The sequence below is a fragment of the Kitasatospora sp. NPDC057965 genome (assembly GCF_042887135.1).
In the GTDB taxonomy this organism is placed as follows: Bacteria; Actinomycetota; Actinomycetes; order Streptomycetales; family Streptomycetaceae; genus Kitasatospora.
The window spans coordinates 1-16,420 of record NZ_JBHVPZ010000006.1 but is presented as its reverse complement, the minus strand read 5'-3'; the positions used below and the strand labels follow the sequence as shown (position 1 = coordinate 16,420).

21 protein-coding genes and 4 pseudogenes are annotated in these 16,420 nt (G+C 67.2%); 15 read left to right on the top strand and 10 right to left on the bottom strand.

Features of this window, described 5'->3' with window-relative positions:
* Positions 1-360 precede the first annotated feature (360 nt).
* Positions 361-972 (top strand): hypothetical protein, encoded by a 612-nt coding sequence (locus tag ACFVVU_RS09090; protein ID WP_380690196.1) that lies wholly within the window; start codon positions 361-363, stop codon positions 970-972.
* 169 nt (positions 973-1,141) lie between these two features.
* Here ACFVVU_RS09090 and ACFVVU_RS09085 read toward each other — a convergent pair.
* The 3 genes and pseudogenes from ACFVVU_RS09085 to ACFVVU_RS09075 form a co-directional block, all read right to left on the bottom strand.
* Positions 1,142-1,586: pseudogene (locus tag ACFVVU_RS09085) on the bottom strand (transposase); the annotation flags it as partial.
* Positions 1,587-1,608: 22 nt separating this feature from the next.
* Positions 1,609-2,193, bottom strand: a complete 585-nt coding sequence (locus tag ACFVVU_RS09080) for an SMI1/KNR4 family protein (protein ID WP_387788876.1) — start codon at positions 2,191-2,193, stop codon at positions 1,609-1,611.
* Between the two features lie 119 nt (positions 2,194-2,312).
* Entirely contained in the window at positions 2,313-2,531 is a 219-nt protein-coding gene (locus ACFVVU_RS09075; RefSeq protein WP_387788875.1) for a hypothetical protein, read from the bottom strand.
* Between the two features lie 153 nt (positions 2,532-2,684).
* Between ACFVVU_RS09075 and ACFVVU_RS09070 the strand changes: the two genes are divergently transcribed.
* From ACFVVU_RS09070 to ACFVVU_RS09050, 5 genes and pseudogenes are all read left to right on the top strand, one after another.
* Positions 2,685-2,990: a hypothetical protein gene (locus ACFVVU_RS09070; RefSeq protein ID WP_387788874.1), complete on the top strand. Its 306-nt coding sequence runs from the start codon at positions 2,685-2,687 to the stop codon at positions 2,988-2,990.
* Positions 2,991-3,135: 145 nt separating this feature from the next.
* On the top strand, positions 3,136-3,285 hold the full coding sequence (locus tag ACFVVU_RS09065; protein WP_380688339.1) for a hypothetical protein: 150 nt from the start codon (positions 3,136-3,138) through the stop codon (positions 3,283-3,285).
* An 82-nt stretch (positions 3,286-3,367) separates the two neighbouring features.
* Complete coding sequence (locus ACFVVU_RS09060) at positions 3,368-3,727, top strand: hypothetical protein (protein ID WP_387788873.1); 360 nt, start codon at positions 3,368-3,370, stop codon at positions 3,725-3,727.
* Between the two features lie 84 nt (positions 3,728-3,811).
* Complete coding sequence (locus ACFVVU_RS09055; protein WP_387788872.1) at positions 3,812-4,396, top strand: hypothetical protein; 585 nt, start codon at positions 3,812-3,814, stop codon at positions 4,394-4,396.
* A gap of 99 nt (positions 4,397-4,495) precedes the next feature.
* Positions 4,496-4,916: pseudogene (locus tag ACFVVU_RS09050) on the top strand (ATP-binding protein); the annotation flags it as partial.
* Positions 4,917-4,965: 49 nt separating this feature from the next.
* Here ACFVVU_RS09050 and ACFVVU_RS09045 read toward each other — a convergent pair.
* The gene (locus tag ACFVVU_RS09045; RefSeq protein ID WP_387788871.1) at positions 4,966-5,577 is read right to left on the bottom strand and encodes an SMI1/KNR4 family protein; all 612 of its coding nucleotides are present in this window, start codon (positions 5,575-5,577) and stop codon (positions 4,966-4,968) included.
* 99 nt (positions 5,578-5,676) lie between these two features.
* Positions 5,677-6,372, bottom strand: coding sequence for a hypothetical protein (locus tag ACFVVU_RS09040; protein ID WP_387788870.1), 696 nt, complete (start codon positions 6,370-6,372; stop codon positions 5,677-5,679).
* 1,102 nt (positions 6,373-7,474) lie between these two features.
* On the opposite strand from ACFVVU_RS09040, the gene ACFVVU_RS09035 reads away from it, so the two are divergent.
* A complete protein-coding gene (locus ACFVVU_RS09035) occupies positions 7,475-7,939 on the top strand; it encodes a hypothetical protein (RefSeq protein ID WP_387788869.1) in 465 nt (154 codons plus the stop codon).
* A 7-nt stretch (positions 7,940-7,946) separates the two neighbouring features.
* Positions 7,947-8,713 (top strand): annotated as a pseudogene (locus ACFVVU_RS09030) (transposase).
* A gap of 181 nt (positions 8,714-8,894) precedes the next feature.
* Here the strand turns inward: ACFVVU_RS09030 and ACFVVU_RS09025 are convergent.
* Positions 8,895-9,152 carry a hypothetical protein gene (locus ACFVVU_RS09025; RefSeq protein WP_387788868.1) on the bottom strand — a complete coding sequence of 86 codons (258 nt, stop codon included), beginning with the start codon at positions 9,150-9,152 and terminating at the stop codon, positions 8,895-8,897.
* Between the two features lie 579 nt (positions 9,153-9,731).
* Here ACFVVU_RS09025 and ACFVVU_RS09020 point away from each other — a divergent pair.
* On the top strand, positions 9,732-10,028 hold the full coding sequence (locus tag ACFVVU_RS09020; RefSeq protein ID WP_387788867.1) for a hypothetical protein: 297 nt from the start codon (positions 9,732-9,734) through the stop codon (positions 10,026-10,028).
* Between the two features lie 725 nt (positions 10,029-10,753).
* On the opposite strand, the gene ACFVVU_RS09015 is transcribed toward ACFVVU_RS09020, so the two are convergent.
* The 4 genes from ACFVVU_RS09015 to ACFVVU_RS09000 all read right to left on the bottom strand — a co-directional run bounded on the left by ACFVVU_RS09015 (position 10,754) and on the right by ACFVVU_RS09000 (position 11,939).
* Positions 10,754-10,951: a hypothetical protein gene (locus tag ACFVVU_RS09015; RefSeq protein WP_387788866.1), complete on the bottom strand. Its 198-nt coding sequence runs from the start codon at positions 10,949-10,951 to the stop codon at positions 10,754-10,756.
* 44 nt (positions 10,952-10,995) lie between these two features.
* Complete coding sequence (locus tag ACFVVU_RS09010; protein ID WP_387788865.1) at positions 10,996-11,172, bottom strand: hypothetical protein; 177 nt, start codon at positions 11,170-11,172, stop codon at positions 10,996-10,998.
* A gap of 113 nt (positions 11,173-11,285) precedes the next feature.
* Positions 11,286-11,627, bottom strand: a complete 342-nt coding sequence (locus ACFVVU_RS09005; RefSeq protein WP_387788864.1) for a hypothetical protein — start codon at positions 11,625-11,627, stop codon at positions 11,286-11,288.
* An 18-nt stretch (positions 11,628-11,645) separates the two neighbouring features.
* Positions 11,646-11,939, bottom strand: a complete 294-nt coding sequence (locus ACFVVU_RS09000) for a hypothetical protein (RefSeq protein WP_387788863.1) — start codon at positions 11,937-11,939, stop codon at positions 11,646-11,648.
* A gap of 356 nt (positions 11,940-12,295) precedes the next feature.
* Between ACFVVU_RS09000 and ACFVVU_RS08995 the strand changes: the two genes are divergently transcribed.
* The 6 genes and pseudogenes from ACFVVU_RS08995 to ACFVVU_RS08970 all read left to right on the top strand — a co-directional run.
* On the top strand, positions 12,296-12,502 hold the full coding sequence (locus tag ACFVVU_RS08995; RefSeq protein ID WP_387788862.1) for a hypothetical protein: 207 nt from the start codon (positions 12,296-12,298) through the stop codon (positions 12,500-12,502).
* 27 nt (positions 12,503-12,529) lie between these two features.
* Positions 12,530-12,810: pseudogene (locus ACFVVU_RS08990) on the top strand (transposase); the annotation flags it as partial.
* 1,095 nt (positions 12,811-13,905) lie between these two features.
* Entirely contained in the window at positions 13,906-14,229 is a 324-nt protein-coding gene (locus tag ACFVVU_RS08985) for a hypothetical protein (protein WP_387788861.1), read from the top strand.
* Positions 14,226-14,885 carry a type I-E CRISPR-associated protein Cas6/Cse3/CasE gene (cas6e, locus tag ACFVVU_RS08980; protein ID WP_387788860.1) on the top strand — a complete coding sequence of 220 codons (660 nt, stop codon included), beginning with the start codon at positions 14,226-14,228 and terminating at the stop codon, positions 14,883-14,885. The genes ACFVVU_RS08985 and cas6e overlap by 4 nt, the downstream gene beginning before the upstream one ends.
* A 65-nt stretch (positions 14,886-14,950) precedes the next feature.
* The gene (cas1e, locus tag ACFVVU_RS08975) at positions 14,951-15,874 is read left to right on the top strand and encodes a type I-E CRISPR-associated endonuclease Cas1e (protein ID WP_387789201.1); all 924 of its coding nucleotides are present in this window, start codon (positions 14,951-14,953) and stop codon (positions 15,872-15,874) included.
* Positions 15,875-15,986: 112 nt separating this feature from the next.
* On the top strand, positions 15,987-16,420 hold a 434-nt coding region (locus tag ACFVVU_RS08970; protein WP_387789199.1), incomplete at its 3' end, for a transposase.

The window sequence follows — 16,420 nt, the reverse complement described above, 5'->3', positions numbered from 1 at the left end:
GCTGCCCTCCTGCCCGCACAGGCAAGGGGGGCAGCGCGTTGTCCGTCGGCATGGCTTTGTACACCAGTAGCCGTACCAAGCCAGCTGGCCGTCGCGGGTGCGGGGAGGGCCCTTCGCGGCCTGCGCCGTTTCGACGGCGCCCGTGCCGGCGGGCCTTCGGGGGTTGACGGCCCTGCGGGTAGGACTATGGGGCCAGATATCCGCCAAAAGCTACGCATTTCAATGAATTAGGCCACGCTCTCGAGCTTTGGGTGGCTGGCCGAGAACATGGCTGGTTTTTATGCGGTGCAATCGCTTCGAGTGTCATTTACTGACGTTCACGAAGCAGTTGACCGATTGGTTGAAAAGGGGAAAACAGTCATGCGACTTCGTGCACTGACCGCTGTCTCGGCGCTCACCGCGCTCACGCTCCTCGGCGCGATGCCGGTGGCGCAGGCCGCCGACTCGTCCGCTCCTGCGGTGAACGAGGTGACCAAGGTCAAGGAGCTGAGCCCGGAGGAGATCCAGGCGATGGCCGCGGCGCAGGCCGACACGAGCACGCAGGGGGTCACGGCCGGCACCATGACCCAGGGGCGCCGCGTGTGCTTCCAGGCGCACACGCGGAAGGCCGGGTGGACCAACACGATCTGTACCGACCAGTCGGGCTTCACCGGATCGCAGGGGCAGGCCGACCCGATCGACGCCGTCCGCTTCGCCGTCGGCGCGACCGGCGGGATGGACTTCAACGTGCAGCTGCACTGGTCGAACGACGGCACAGGCTCGGAGTACCACATCGGCCCCGGTGCGGCGGTCGAGCTGTACAACGGCAACGACCTTGAGGCGATCCACCTGTGGAGCTCCAACGAGAGCATGATGGCCGCCGCCCACGTGAAGGACGTCGGCTGGAAGGGCACGGGCCTGTGGTCGTACAACCAGTGGATCGGCAGCATCGACGAGGGCCGCTGGATGGAGGCGTTCTGGATCGACATCTGATCCGGCCCGCTCCGGCGCCCGGCCGATGAGGCCGGGGGTGGGAGCGTGATGAACACCGTCGGGGCCGGCGTCGGACACGACACCGGCCCCGACGGCTCGCGCCTACACCGCGTGGACTTCGTAGTCGCCCCGGCTCGGGGGCAGGGCTATCGGCTTCTTCCAGGTGGGCCGGGTCTCCTTGGTCCGTTGGCGGACGAAAGATCAACCCCGCCTGCGCGGGGAGGACCTGGCGCCGGTCGACCTGGTCGTCCTGGGCAGTGGCTGACCCCCGCCGGTGGGGGAGGATTCGGCGGTCCAGTTCGGTCAGCAGGGCGGAGTGCGGCCGAGGCCGGACGCCGGCCTCGGTCCAGTCCCGCAGCCGGTGCCACGCCGTGGCGCCGGAGCAGTCCACGGTCTCGGTGGGCACGTCGCGCGAGGCAACATTGGTTCGCAGTACGTACATGACGCCCGCGAGGGCAGCCCCTGTCCGGGACACGGAGTCGCCCGGGATGGCGGTAGCGCCGCTCGGGAGCGGGTGGCAGCAGCGGAGCCACCCGCTCCCACAGGTCGCCCGGAACAAGATCAGAACGCACCCGGACACCCTGCCTACCAAGATCGTCGAGCGCAAGACCCACAGCTCAACTCATTCTGAAACGATCAGTAAGGGCGGCGCGGCCCGCACCGCTCTACGGGACCGGTGCCCCCTGGCGCCAGAAGGTTGGTCAGGGGCAGAGGATTGGGAAAGTCCTGAGCACTATTGGGGCCTGCCATGTCCTCGCCTACGAGATACCGGTAGAGCCACTCCGCAAACCCCATGTCATATTGATAGAACTCGAGGTCGGCCCCCACAAAGACGACGATCTGCCAGCGCCCCCTCAAATGATCATTAAAGAGGAAGACCTCTTCCCCGTGCGCAGTGCCGGACACCGGAATCAAGCCATCAGGGCCACCGAACCCGAGGGTGCGCGAAAAACCCGGGAAGTTGTCAAGCGAAAACGAGCACGCCTGATAGGCGGCCACCGTCTCGCGAATATGCGATCCGAGATTATAGTTCACCGTCCCCGGGTTAGAAATCCGAATCGACCAGCCAATCCGGATCGGCGCATACCACTCCGTGAGGACCTTGAAATCTTCCGGAAGCGTCACACCGAGCTCGCCCTCCAATTCTCGCCAGTTCGCAGCTGCCACGCCCGGACCGCCCGCCGGGCCAATGACTGCACGCAGTTTCTCCAGATAATCCACTTCAACCCCCGATTTCAACGACCATATTTCGAGCAATTTTGGGTATCACTCAGAGTGCCGCCGCTCCCCGGAGACTGTCTAATGATGCAATGCTTGTATATTTTATCCTCAAGAATTACTTAGGTTGAACTCGTGATGTCGGGGTAGCTGCGGCGCAGGAAGCGCAGCAGCCTGACGTACCGGCTCCAATTTGCGGGTGTTCGAAGCTCGCTGTCGCAGACTCGCTCCGCCCGATCGAGGCTGTCCTCAAGCAGGGCGTCGTGCAGCCAGCGGAAGGCGAGCGGCCAGGTGAGCCTGGCCGCTCCGCGCATGGTCATCGCAAGCGTGTGCCGCAGCACCGCGCTACCGTCGTCCGCGGGGTGGACTTAACCGATCGTGCTGATCCGGCCCAATCTATTGAGGTGTCAAGGACCGGGTCCATCGTGACAGGCAACAGCGACAGTTCATGCTTCGGACGGTGTCCATGGATCGGGGTGTGAGGTAATGGGTCAGTGAGCTACTTCATGTACGACGTCATGGGTGTGACGGTCGAAAAGCCTGACCCGGCGATGATAGAGCGGGTGCTGGACGGTCTCACCGATGCCGATGACGAGCACCCCGACGTCTCACTGTCGCACGAGAACGGATGGTGCCTCAGCGTATTCAGCAACGGCCTGCTGATCTGGGAGAACCCCGACGACGACGTGCCGCGCCCTGGGGAGATGCGTGACGTCACCCGCGATGAGACGCTCCGTCTCCTCGGCCGTCTCACTGCGGGTGACATCGAGTCCATCGAGACGCTCCCCTGGCTGCGATGACCAGGCTTCGCAGGCAAAGGCGGGCCGGAGAAAGACCACTGCACGCCGGCTGATCCCCGCGGGTGCGGGGAGGACAACCCTGCGAGGCCAGCAACGGGCTGACCATCGGCCCCTCCGACAGGAGCCCGCAGCCGACGACGACACGGTGATCCATAGCCTCACCGAGGCCCTCCGCCGCGAACGCGCCGACCACCGTGAGCGCGTCCAAGATCTCGAACAACGGTTGGCCGCCGCCCACGGCGAGATCCTCCGCCTCCAGCGTCAGATCCGGGAGCGCGGCGACGTGCCCCGGTGAACGACATGCCAGCCGCCGCACCCCCGCAGCATGCCAGAACAATGCAGTTGAGGCTGGAGGGTCAGCCCGGCACACTCGCCCGGTGAGCCACAACAAACAAACGGGCAGATGGGACGGGCCCTGGTTCAGGGTCTGCACGGAGCACTTCGAGGCGGCGTTCCTGCCGAATGCCGGCGAGGACTTGGAATCGGTGGACAACATCGACGTCTTCGTGGACCTCAACGACGGAACCCGGTGGAGTGCGACCGTCATCACCCTTGCTCAGGTGGAGACCAACATGGAGCGGTGGGCGGTGACTGGGGAGGCCCTCGGCGGCGCCTACTTCTCGTGCTCGGACGGCCTCATCGTCCGCGACGCCGGCATCAGCAAGATGGCCCAGGTCCTCGTCGGCCTGGTCGAGACCGGCGACTTCACGCACATCCTTCAACGCATCGACGAATGACGGCAGCCCTGGTCCGCGACGAGCTGATTCTGAACCACCAGTAAGCTGCTCTGGCCGAGCCTGGGACATCATCCTGAGGACACGATGCTCTCCGAATACCAGCAGCAGCTGAGGGATCGTTTCCTCGCTGCCCCCGTCATCCCAGCACCACACCCCTGGCAGCCCGTCTCCGCACGGCGAACGCCCATCGGCGGGCTACTCGGAGTCGGTTTCGGGGTCGACCCCGACAGCGGAAACGACCTCCTGATGGTCGTCTCCAGCAGCGGCCACGGCATTTTCAACGCCTCCACGGGCCAGCGAATCGCCCGCGACCACGACCCCGACTTGGATCACAGCACACCAACTGGCCCCGACTTGTCCTGCCCTGGACTCGGACCGCTCGCCGGCACCGAGGTCCGGATCGCCGGCCTGTTCGGCGGCGGCCTCCACTCCACCACCGAAGACGGATGGACCGTTGAGGTCGTCAGCCCGGATTGGCCGCACCAACGCGTCCTCCTCTCGGCTGATGGCGGACTCTGCCGTGGTTCTGCCGGTGAGAAGTGGTGGCACATCTTCCACGCCCACTACTCCGAACTGCGAGCCGCCGGGTTCTCCCCCTCCGGACGCACGCTCGTCGTTGCCACCAGCAGCGACATCACGCTCTGGACAAGGCCCAGCCTCGACGCCTGAACCAGAGCGTCGTCCACGTTGCGGACGCCGTCGGCAACGCTACGATCTGCAAATGCGGTCGCCGCTGCCACCGACCCCAGATAGTCGCAGGACTTCGACTTCACCAAGAACCCGAACGTCACCCCGGAAGTCGTCGCCGACCTGAAGTCCCCCGGCTGGGTCCGCGAGGGCCGCCCGCTGGTACTGATCGGGGAGTCCGGCACCGGCAAGTCCCATCTGTTGATCGGGATCGGCACCGCGATCGCGGAGGCGGGTCTGTCGGTTCGCTACACCACCACTTCGGCGCTGGTTGCTGTTCCAGATTTTCACGGAGCGCGAGGAGTGCAAGGCCACCGCGGTCGCGACGAACTCCCCGTTCACCGAGTGGGACAAGACCTTCGGCGACGCCCGCCTCTGCGCCGCCCTCGCCGACCGGATCCCTTCCGCTGCACCCTCATCCAGACAGACACCGAGTCATACCGCTTTCAGACCACCCAGGAATCCCTCTTCACGGCACCGAAGTGACGCCCCAGCGTTGTGAATGAGCGCTTCAACGGGCGTTAGTCGTCAGGCCGAATCGCTTGGGCCAGTCACATGCCACGCTCTGTGCCGTACATCGGTGCGGGGCGGTCATCGGGCGACATCGGAAGCCGTTCAAGCAGCACCGGGCCGGGGTAGAAGGCGGAGCTGTTCGGGCCGACCATGTCCTCGCCGGCCAGATAGCGGTAGAGCCACTCGGAGAAGCTCATCCGGTACTCGTACCAGGATCCGTCGTGCTCCACCGCACAGATCCGGTGTCCCGTGCGGTCGGGCAGCGGGGCCAGGAAGATGTATTCGCCGCGATCGGTGCTGGTGATCGGGATCAGGCCGTCCTTCGTTCCGAACCTCACCTCCTGCAGGTTGAGGACGACACGGATGTTCTCCTCCGGCTCCAGCCAGTGCTCCCGGTCCCAGTCGAGCCCGGCCCAGACCTGGGAGGTCTCGCGGATCTCCTTCCCGAGGTTCCAGCGCTCGGTGGCCGGATGCGAGAGATACAGGTGCCCGTTGATTTGCATCGGGGCGTAGGCGTCAACGACCGCCTTGTAGTCCTTGGGGAAGTCCGTGCCGATCTCGGCTTCCAACTCGGCCCATGCATCGGGGCTGGTGAAGCGCTGTTCGCCAGGGCCAAGCATGGCGAAGACCTCAGCGAGATAGTCGCGCACCGGCTCTCCTCATCGGGTTCGGGCGTCAGGACGCCGCGTCATCGCCACCACGGATGCTGTGGCCTGCCGGTGAGGGTAACGGGGACCAGCGACATCGACTCAGCCGGGCAAGCCGTCGTCGCAGGTTTCGGTCTGGTGGTCTTTGTAGCCGACCCACTCGGCCTTGCCGGGCTTGTGGCTGAAGCGCGCCTGAGGATCGCGAGGAGAGACGATCTCCACCGACGACCAGGGGACGCGTGCCGTGGCCGGATCGGGTCTGCCCTCAGCGGCCGCTCCTGAGGACGTCGTCCGGCGGGCGGTATGGCGTCGGCTCTGCCGGTCGCGGGTCTGCTTCGGCCCGCGCCATCGCAGAGCGTCGTGCTCGTCGAACCAGTACTGCTGGACCGAGACCTGCCGCAGCACCTCCACCTGCGGCAGGCGCCGGAGCCTGGCCGGGGTGTGGGGAGCGATGAGGGCCTGGAACAGCCGCATGCCGTCCTTGCCGACTCTGAGCGCGTACTGCTCGTGTTCCTTGCTCTCCCTGGACAGCCGGTCATAGCGCACTGGCCGGCCGTAACGTCGGGCCCACTCGTCAGTGACCAGGGCGGACACCCATTCCTCGTCGGCGGCGGTCACCTCCTCCAGGGCCACCCGCAGGGTTTCCCCGACGAGTTCGATCCGGTCCAGGCGCCGCACTGCCGCCAGGACGTGGGTGGAGTCGGTCCGCTGACGCCCGCGTCGCTTGACCAACCTGGCCTCTGCCAGACGATCGATCATTACGGCCAAAAGCCGGTCCGCCCGATCGTCCTCGGCCATCCGGTCACGGAACTCGCTCAGCACCGAGTAGTCGAAGCCCGGATCGTCCAGCTCCAGCCCCAGGCCGTAATTTCCAGTCCAGGCGACACCGGACGGCCTCGGCGGCCTGCCGGTCGGTGAGATTCTCCGCGTACTGCAGCACCGACACCAGCGCCAACCGAGCCAGGCAGGGACACGAGAGATTCGAGGTCGTCAACAGGAACAGTCGCCCTCCTTGTACAGGCACCGGGCAGCCGCAGGGTCACCCCCCACGCCTGCAGGGAGGACCCACCCGTGGTACTGGGTGGCCAGCACCACGGCGGCTGACCCCCGCGCCTGCGGGGAGGACCTCGGGGTCGGTCCAGCGCGCGCAGTGGGAGCAGGCTGACCCCCGCGCCTGCGGGGAGGACCCTTCGCGACCTGCACCGTTCTGACGGCTTTGCCACTTCTTGACCAGTCTGCCGAGGCTGGCCACCGGCCTGTTGAGGTGTCAAGGAGCAGCGCCCATCGTGGCAGATGTCGGTGAGGTTGTGCTGTGCTTTCGCGGTCGGCCGCCGCGGAAGGGCTGGCGGGTTCTTAGTGGTGACGAGGTACGGGTCTGTTCGGATGGTGGCCGCGGCCGTCGGCGAGCTGGTGCCGCTCGCCGGGGGCCGGCCCGCCCGTGGTCGGGAGAGCCGGGGGAGAGTTCACCAGGTCGGTGTCCGACTGGCTCCGCACTCGCGAGGATGACCCGGTCGCAGATGACGGGCGCCTGGACGGCGCGTCGGGTGACCCCAAGTTTACGGGGAGGGCCCCAAGCGCCGGTCCGAGTACGAGGACGGCAACAACTGACCCCCGCGCCTGCGGGAAGGACTCGCCCCGTGGCTCCTGGAGCAGCTGCCCGTGCGGCTGACCCCCGCAGGTGCAGGGAGAACGACCATAAGCCGGATCCAGCGGGGCCTACTCAGGACCTCGTTCGTACGTCACACGCACGGCCACCCCGTGAGCCGCCTCTTTAGTCCCGCTGGTTCGGCCACAGGGCCAGGTGCTCATGTTCCAGTACGGCTTGCTGCGCTTCCAACTCTAAGGGCTGTCCCGTTTTAAGCAGGCGAGGCGGCGCTGACGGTCGCGGTACGGTCCCCGGGTGGAGTTTTCGGACCCGGCCTGCCCACTGCACGAACCCGGCATCGACCCCTTGTCTTTGGTCGGTAGCCGGCTCGTCGGGGTGCTGGCGTCGTGGCACATTGACGACGGGCACCCTGGCGACAGCCCGGTCGAGGTGTGGCTGATCGACGATCGAGGCAGGTCCACCAACATCGCCAGCGGAACGGACTGGTGCCTCATGGTCGAGTCCTCCGGGCCGGATGATGGGTTCGACATGGGCGATTGGGGTTGGATCGACGTTCGGCCCGTGCATGACGAGACCCCGTTCGCGGCCCACCTCGGCGAGGTTGTGCTCGACGTTCGGCAGGAATGGGAGCCGGCGACAGGGCGTGTGGCGCTTGAGTTGGACTTTCTATCGGGCAGTGTCCGCTGCGAGAGCTGGAGCGGTGACCTCCGAGTCCTGGCCGTGGACAGACCCGCGGGCCCGACCACGCCAATGCCGTGATCTTGGAGTGGCTGGTGTGATCACGGCGGCGGAGCCGACCTGGATAGGCCCGTTCACGGGGCTGGGCCCGCGTGACTTCCAGAAGCTGGTCACGATGCTCCGCCGCGAGGGCGCCGACATTGTGCGCCGCGGCCGCCCGTGGGGCCTGCCGTTGGAGGACCGGGTCCTGCTGGTCGCCGCCTACTGGCGCACGAATCTGACGTTGCGGCAGCTCGCGCCGCTGTTCGGGGTGTCCAAGTCTGCGGCTGGCCGGATCATCGACCACTCGGGCCCATGCTCGCGCTTAAGCCCCGGCGCCGGTTTCGCAGAGGCACCGTGCTGATCGTGGACGGCACCCTGGTTCCCACCCGCGACCACACGATCGGCGAGCAGTCGAAGAACTACCGGTACTCCACCAACCACCAGGTCGTCATCGATGCCCACACTCGGCTGGTCGTCGCTGTCGGCAAGCCCCTGCCTGGCAACCGGAACGACTGCAAGGCTTGGGAGGAGTCCGGCGCGAAGGCCGCCGTCGGGCGGACAACGACCATCGCCGACGGCGGCTATCCGGGCACCGGCGTCGTCATCCCGCACCGGAGGCCGCGCGGCGGCGAGCTCACCGAGTGGCAAGCCGAGCACAACCGTGAGCACAAGCAGGTCCGTGCCCGCGTCGAGCACGTCTTCGCCCGGATGAAGACCTGGAAGATCCTCCGCGACTGCCGCCTCAAGGGCGACGGCGTCCGCCACGCCATGCTCGGCATCGCCCGCCTCCACAACCTCCTTCAGTCTGCATAGAGGAAGCCCACCCACAGGCGGATCACGCCCCGGGTCCGCCGGAGATCAATTACGGGACGACCCTCAGTCTTTGCGAGACTGGGCAAAGCTTCCGCGCGGTCGGCTTGCGCGAACCGCTCCGATGTCCCATCGCAACGGTTCCCTTATGGCCCAGAGTCTCCGGCCGCAGGTCACAACAGCCCTAACGCCTGTTCCAGCGCCAGCGCTTGGTCAGCCCGTACCCCGCCACCGCGAGACCTGAAGCCACGAAGATCAGCGGCACGAAGCCGGTGGCGATCGCGAGGATGAACACGATGCACCCGCTGGGCAGCAACCAGCGGAACCACGGCTCTCCCGTCATCCGTAGCGCGTTCCAAACGCAGGCGCCGAGCACAGCGAGAAGGATGAGAAAGCTCCCGACCGGCATGCCTTGAGGTGTCAAAGTTGCCGCCAGCCACATGGAATTTATCCTTCCTGAGAGCTGGAATTGATCTTACCATCTGGTAATACTCCACGTGTATCCAAATGTCTGCCGGAAGAGTCGGGCCTGACCGAGACGGGTGTTCGCGGCCATGCCCAGCGAGACCATGCAGCTACCGAAACATGCCCACCCCGCGGACGGCCCTCAACTTGTAAGTACCCGATGAAGTCCATGCCGAGTCCGACGCCGAGCTTGGCGGTGGTCTTCAACGAGTACTCACCGCCCGTGCCGTAGTTGTACAGCCGGGTCGACGCCGACGCTGCGAAAGCAACGGTGCCGACCACGGCGCAGGCGACGGCGCTGGCGACGGTGCAGGCCGCGAAAGCGGCGACTGCGGTGATCTTGCCCCGGTTGTCCCAGGTCCACTTCGCCGCCGCCTTGGCCTTGCTGGCGCCTCGGCAGGAACCGTTCGGGTTCTTGCCGAAAGCAGGCCCGCACCACCACCGCCCGGTACCTGCTCCTCGAGCGCCTGGAGACCGTACGGGCGCTGCGCGAGCGCGCCGACCGCATCCGCTCGACCGCGGCCACCACGCTGGTCCGCGAGGCGGTGAACGCCCGATGACCCCGATCCCGACCACCGGTGCCGATCTCGCCCGCACCGCGCTGCGCGCCGCCCGTCAGGCCGCCCGCACCCACGGCAACACGCCCGCCCTGCGGACCGCCCGCGCGGTCCGGCCGGCCACTGCCGTACGACGTGGCCCGCGCGAGCCGGAGCTTCTCGCGGAGGTGTTCCTCGCCCTGGTCGCCGCCCACGGCTGGACCCTCGGCACCGCCGGCGGAGGCCTGCGCGACCACTGGCCCACTGTCGTCGGCCCCGATGCGGTCTGCGCCGCGCGGGGCGGGGACGACGCATAGTGGTAGGGCTGGGTGGTCACCTGATCCTCCTCCTGGACTGAGCTACCCGGCGTTGGCCCTCGCATCCAGGTACCGGGAACCCGGCCGGCCGCAGGACTCCTCAACCTCCCGCCGGCCGCCAGCAGTGTCCCCACCAACCACCTGGAGACCCGGGGCGGGGACGAATCAGGGCTTCCGATTCCTCTTCATCAGAACTCCTCCGCGCCATCCGACGACGAGCCCCGCGAGCGGCAGAGCCGTGAGGCTCTGGCCGTCGGGCAGGAGCCACACGCTGAGGATTCCGAAAACAATAAGGATCGCGAAGAATTCCAAGCGGAATCGCCGATTACTGAAGAGATCCTGACCCGGACTGTCGACCGAATCCTCATCCTTCTCGTCGTTGTTCCCTGCGCCATCCACGGTTGACCCTTTTCTTCCTCTAGTTACTCTGCGGGCGGCCGGGCGGAGCGTCGGTGCTCCGCCTGGCTGACCCGCTGTCATGTACTCAGGTCCCAGGTTCCGAAAGGCGTCCTCGACGCTGCGAAAGCTGATCACCCCGATGGCGGCCAGGACCGCCACGAACTCGGTAGCGAACCACCGGTCGTGGAGGACCGTCGGCGCCTCCGGTTGGCGTCACGACCGGTTTTCGTTCCCTGTCCCGTCTACGGTCCGCTCCTGTCAATCGGCCCCGAAGCAGAGGGCCCATCCGGTCAATCCGGGTGGGTCCCTCTCTCACCGTGCCTGCTCTACAGCTTTCGGCGGAAGGTTTTCGAGATGTAGCCGTCCCACACGAGCGCGGCGGCCATCAACGGCCCGAAGCCCACCGCCCGAAGCACCGACCCGGGCCAGGAGCCCGCAGGCACCAGGCCGAGCAGCACAACCATGCCAAGGAAGAACATCAACAGGCCGAGCGCCGCCAGGGCGGCCTTCCCGTATCGGTTCACGGGTAGCTCGTTCCTCCGAAGATCGGCCGAGAGATGCCGGTAGCTCACTTCCGATCGAGATCGGAGCGTATGTACCGCACGGTTCCGACGATGGTGATGAACGCCCAGATCATGCCGAGCGGTGACGAGGCGGTGACCAGGCCCAGGTACCTGAGGGCCGCGGCGACGGCCACACCGAGCGCGCCGAAGACGATGAAGACCAAGAGGAATCTGGCTTTCACGGACAACACTTCCTGAACTGGAACAGGGACGGGAACTGAACCACCGGGGACCGGCCGGGCCCGGGAGCGGTCAGTACAGTCAACGGACCATCGGCCGCTCCCGATCCCGGCTGCTACGTGTAGGTGATCAGCCGGCCCCGCTGCGCGTCTTCCGCTCCGACGCCGCCGAAGCCGCCCTCGCCCAGAGATCGCACGTGGTCAGTACTCGCCGTCAAGGTCGACCTTGAGCCGGCCGTTGCCGTCGATGTAGGTGGGGTAGAGGCGGGGTAGATGTAGCGGTCGACGACCGCGCCGTCGACGTACACCTCGATGTTGCCGTGGTCGGGGTCGATGAAGACCCTGTTGTACTCGTCGAAGGCGACGTCGTAGACCACGTGGTCGGCAACGACCCCTTCGACCTCGATCTCCGGGCTGTCCCAGAACCACCCCGTGCCGGCCCCCTCCGTCGTGTGCAATGCCGGGTGGTGTGATCCTCAGGTGCGGCTCACGGCCGGTCCGCGTGCCGCCCTTTCCTGAGCGGTCCGTCCGGTGAAGCCGACTGGTAGCTGGCGCAGGAGGTGGTGGTAGCCGGTGGCGTCCCGGACCAGGGACTCCAGGTGGAGAACGGAGTGCACCGCCGCCAGCTCGTCGTCGGTCGGGTTCATGGTGTGCCGCAAGGAGCCGGACACCGGCCTGGCGCCAGCCAGCGCCGTCCGCAGGGCCGGGACGTCGACCCCGGGAAGTGCGCCGGCCTCCGAGGAAGCGAGAGCGCTGCGCAGGATGTCCATGTCCGCGCCGTGGATTTCGATCCGGGCCGGCGCCGGGTTCGGGTCCGGTCGAGGTACCGGGTTCTGCTGGAGGGCCCGGTAGGTCAGGACGGTCCGGCCGGTCGACTACTCCGGTCGGATCACCTCTTCGTGTGCTTCCGTTTCCGTCTCCTGACCGGGTGACGTGCGCCGCGGTCACGACGGCGACGGCGTACCCGGCCAGGTCGGCAGTGAACGCAGGAGGTGAGGCCTCCGTCCAGTGGTAGAAGTAGGCTTCCACGCACCTGCGGAACCGGTCGGGATCTGCTGGACCGGCGAGCTCGAAGGCGACGTCGTTCTCCTTCGGACCTGTCGCGAACAGCCTCAGGAGCCTGCCCGTGGCGTCGAAGGCGTCCCTGATGTCGCTGACGAACGCCGGCTCGGACGCCAATCGGATTTCGTCCGGGGATTCGCAGGGAATCATCCAGTCGTCATCGTCGACCAGCACGCACGGGAAGGCAACCGATTGCACCGGTTCCCTGTCGTACGTCATCTCACCACTTCTTTCCGTTCTTGTTCGCGGGCTGCCAGAGGCGGTGCTGTGAGATGCCGCCGTCGCCACGGCGGTGGTAAAGGTCTGGGTCGACGGCGGGTACAACAACACCGTGATCAATCATGGAGCTGCCCTGGGAATCGACGTGGAGGTCGTCAAACGCCCGACCCCCATCGGATTTCAGGTCCTGCCAAAGCGTTGGGTGATCGAGCGGACCTTTGGCTGGCCGATGCAGCACCGCCGCCTGGCCCACGACTACGAAGCACTGCCACAATATCCCGCGCCATGGTCCACTGGGCCATGGCTAACAAAATGAGCCGAGAACTCGCCGGAGAATCCACCCCCAACCTGGCGAATTGATCCAGGTGAAACTGACATAGCTGCCTAAAAGTTGATCAGATGCCCTAAAGGGGTGGGGCCGGGCGCCGGAGGCGCCCGGCCCCACTGAGTCCTTGAGAGGGACCCGCCAAAGCCGGCCGACGTACATTCGACCAACCGGCGCTAAGGACAAGCCATTTCTTCGGGCCCGGCTTTTTCAAGATCCGTCCCATATTCCCAGACGCTTGAGGTGATGCTGCCGGACCCGTTCCGAGATCGCCGTGAGAACGAAGACAAACCCCAGGAACAACCCGGATGTCACAGCGAACAGGGGATCGTTTAGCTCCTCCTCTCGCGACAGCGACAAGAGGAAGAGAGTGAAGGGCACAGCGGCACAGAGGCCGGTGCCGATCGGGTGTCGGGCCACCCACTTCTGGGTTCGCGTCGGGCGCCGCTCCCCACCCAGGGCCCGATTCCAGGCCCAGAACCGATTCACCAGAGAACGTCGCCAATTCCCCTCGCCCGGGGGACTTGCCGGGCCGATCGGATGCCGACCAGAGCCGGGCTGCGGACCGGGTGCGTTCGGAGCCCCGGTTCCTTGCCGTCGTCCCGTCCCGTACGGACGAGGTATGCCAGATAGCGAAAGAGACCTATCGTCGCCATGGCGAGCACCCCCCCGGCTCCGGCCTGGGCCGAGGTTCCCGGAAGGGAGGAAGTGGACAGCTTTCCGACCCAGTAGAGGCTGAGCACCACCAGGACGGTGAAGCACAGGACCGCTGCGAGCGCTCTGGACAAGCGGGAGTGGATCATCGTGGTGTCTCCGGATCTCGTGCCGCGTCTTTTTGAGGGGTTGGCCTCGGGCGGAGGCCACTCGATCTGGGGTGGACCCGGTGGGCCTCCGGGCGGAGGCCCACCGGGGACTGCTGTGGCTGTGCAGGTCAGCTGCTCAGTCAGGGTAGGGAAGGGGTAGGTGCTTCTTGTCATCAGCGCCAGCGTCCGCGGTGCAGTCCAGGTCCGCGGACGAAACGAAAGATCGCCGCGCCCCACTGGCCGCCGTTCCTCGGCCGCCGTTCCTGCCCGCCCGAGGGCCCGCTGCTGCTCGGCCTGTTCGACGACGCCACCCAGCACCTCGTCCGCTTGCCGATCGCCCGCCGCCGGCCCGCCAACACCGGAAGCGTCGACGTCGTCTTCCACAGCGACCGCCCGCTCACCACCCTCAGCACCACCGACAACCCCGGCGGTGCCGGCGGCGACGGGACACACCCGGCCGGGCAGGTCACCGACGAACCGTCCACCTTCCACCCCCGCCACCGCGCCTACCGCGCCCGCCCCCGCTACCAGCGCACCCTCACCCTTCCCGCCGACCGGTGCGCCGGCCTCGGCACCGCCTACCTCACCGCCCTCGGTGACCACCTCGACCGCACCGCCGACCGGCGCCGCCCCGAAAGCACCCGTCCATGAGCCTGTGGCTGACCCGCATCATCCCCGACCAGCGCAGCCGCGAGGCACGCCGCGACGGCACCAACGCCGTCGACCTCCACCACCGCCTCATGGCGCTCTTCCCCGACCACGTCACCACCACCGCCGCCCGCCAGGACCTCGGCGTCCTGTTCCGCACCGAGGCCACGGCCGACAGCGGCCACCAGATCCTCCTGCAGAGCAGCGTGCAGCCCGACCTCACCCGGCTGCCTTCCGGCTACGGCCACGGCACCACCAAGTCCCTGGCCCCGCTCCTGACCGCCATGCGCCCCGGCCTCGCCGTGCGCTACCGCATCGCCGCCAACCCCATCCGCAAGCCCGGCCACACCACCCGCGAGCTCTACAACCTGAGCCCGGTCGTCCCGCTGCGCGGAGCCGCCGCCGACGACTGGTGGACCCGCCAGGCCGGCACTGCCGGCCTGCAGCTCACCGCCCTGCGCTCCGAACCCCTCGACGCCGCCCGTGGTACCCGCCGCAGCGACCAGCACCGCATCAAGCACGACCGCGTCCTGTTCGAAGGCACCGCCCGCATCACCGACCCCGTTCTCCTGCGCACCCGCCTGACCGCCGGGATCGGCAAGGGCAAGGCCTACGGCTGCGGGCTGCTCAGCCTCGCCCCCCACCGGGACGACCAGTGACCGCAGCTGCCCGACGTCCCGATCCCAACGGCGCCCGCCGCAAACTGGCCGCGCCCACCGTCGCGATGCTGCCCCGCATCGCCGATTCGCTGTCCTTCCTCTACCTCGACATCGTCCGCATCGTCCAGGACGACACCGGAGTCTGCGCCGAAGTCACCAGCCCCCAGCACGGCACCGAAACCGTCTACCTGCCGACCGCCGCACTCAGCTGCGTCCTCCTCGGACCCGGTACCTCCATCACCGCCCGTGCCCTGACCACCCTCGCCCGCCACGGCACCACCGTCGTCGCCACCGGCTCCGGCGGCGTGCGCTGCTACGCCGCCACCGTCCCCGACTCCCTCAGCACCGTCTGGCTCGAACGCCAAGCCCGGGCCCGGGCCGACGACAGCACACGCCTGACGGTCGCCACGGCCATGTACGAACAACGCTTCGGACACGGCACCGCGCCTCCCGGCAGCAACCTCAACAAGCTCCGCGGCCTCGAAGGCCAACGCATCAAGGCCCACTACCGCCTACTCGCCCAGCAGTACCGCATCGGCCGCTTCCGCCGGAACTACGACCCCGACTCCTGGGACACCCAGGACCCCGTCAACCTCGCACTCTCATCCGCCAACACCTGCCTCTACGGCATCGTCCACGCCGCCACCCTTGCCCTCGGCTGCTCACCGGCGCTCGGTTTCGTCCACAGCGGCAACCAGCAGGCCTTCGTCTACGACATCGCGGACCTCTACAAGGCCGAGCTCACCATCCCGCTCGCGTTCTCCCTACACGCGTCTCCTCACCCGGAGGCCGAGGCCCGCCGTGGCTTCAGGGACGGACTGCGACTCTTCCGGCTGCTTCCACGGATCGTCACGGACATCCAGAGGCTGCTCGCGCCGGACCAGGACATCGAAACCCCGGATCTGGAAGAGCAACTCGTGGATCTGTGGGATCCGGTCGGCGGAGCCCTGCCTGGCGGTGTCAACTACGCCGACGGTGGGGACCTGTGAGGCGGCTGCCAGACATCGCATCCCTGAGAAAGTGTTGGGTAATTGATCGGCTGCATGGCGTGATCAGCTGGCGGTGATCTTCGCGGTCGAGGTGTCCGCGAAGATCACCGCTATGTGTGTCTGTGTGTGCAAGCCGTCCTACGACTCGTCGTTGACGGATGCTCAGTGGGCGGTGATCGAGCCGTTGCTGCCGGTTCGGGATCCGCGCAGGGCGGGCCGTCGGCTGAAGTTCCCGCGTCGGCTGGTTGTGGACACCGTGTTGTACGTGTTGGTCAGCGGGTGTGCGTGGCGGCTGGTGCCGCACGACCTCGCCCCGTGCCGGTGGTTCCGTGCCTGGACGGCGGACGGCACGTGGAACCGGGTCCACGAGACACTGCGCGACCGTGTGCGGGTGGCGGACGGGCGGGATCCACAGCCCTCGGCGGCGATCCTGGACTCGCAGTCGGCCCGCAGTCACCAGGGCGGCGCGGCGATCGGCTACGACGCGGGCAAGCGAGTCCGGGGCCGCAAGCGGCACCTGCTCGTGGACACCTGCGGCCTCGTGCT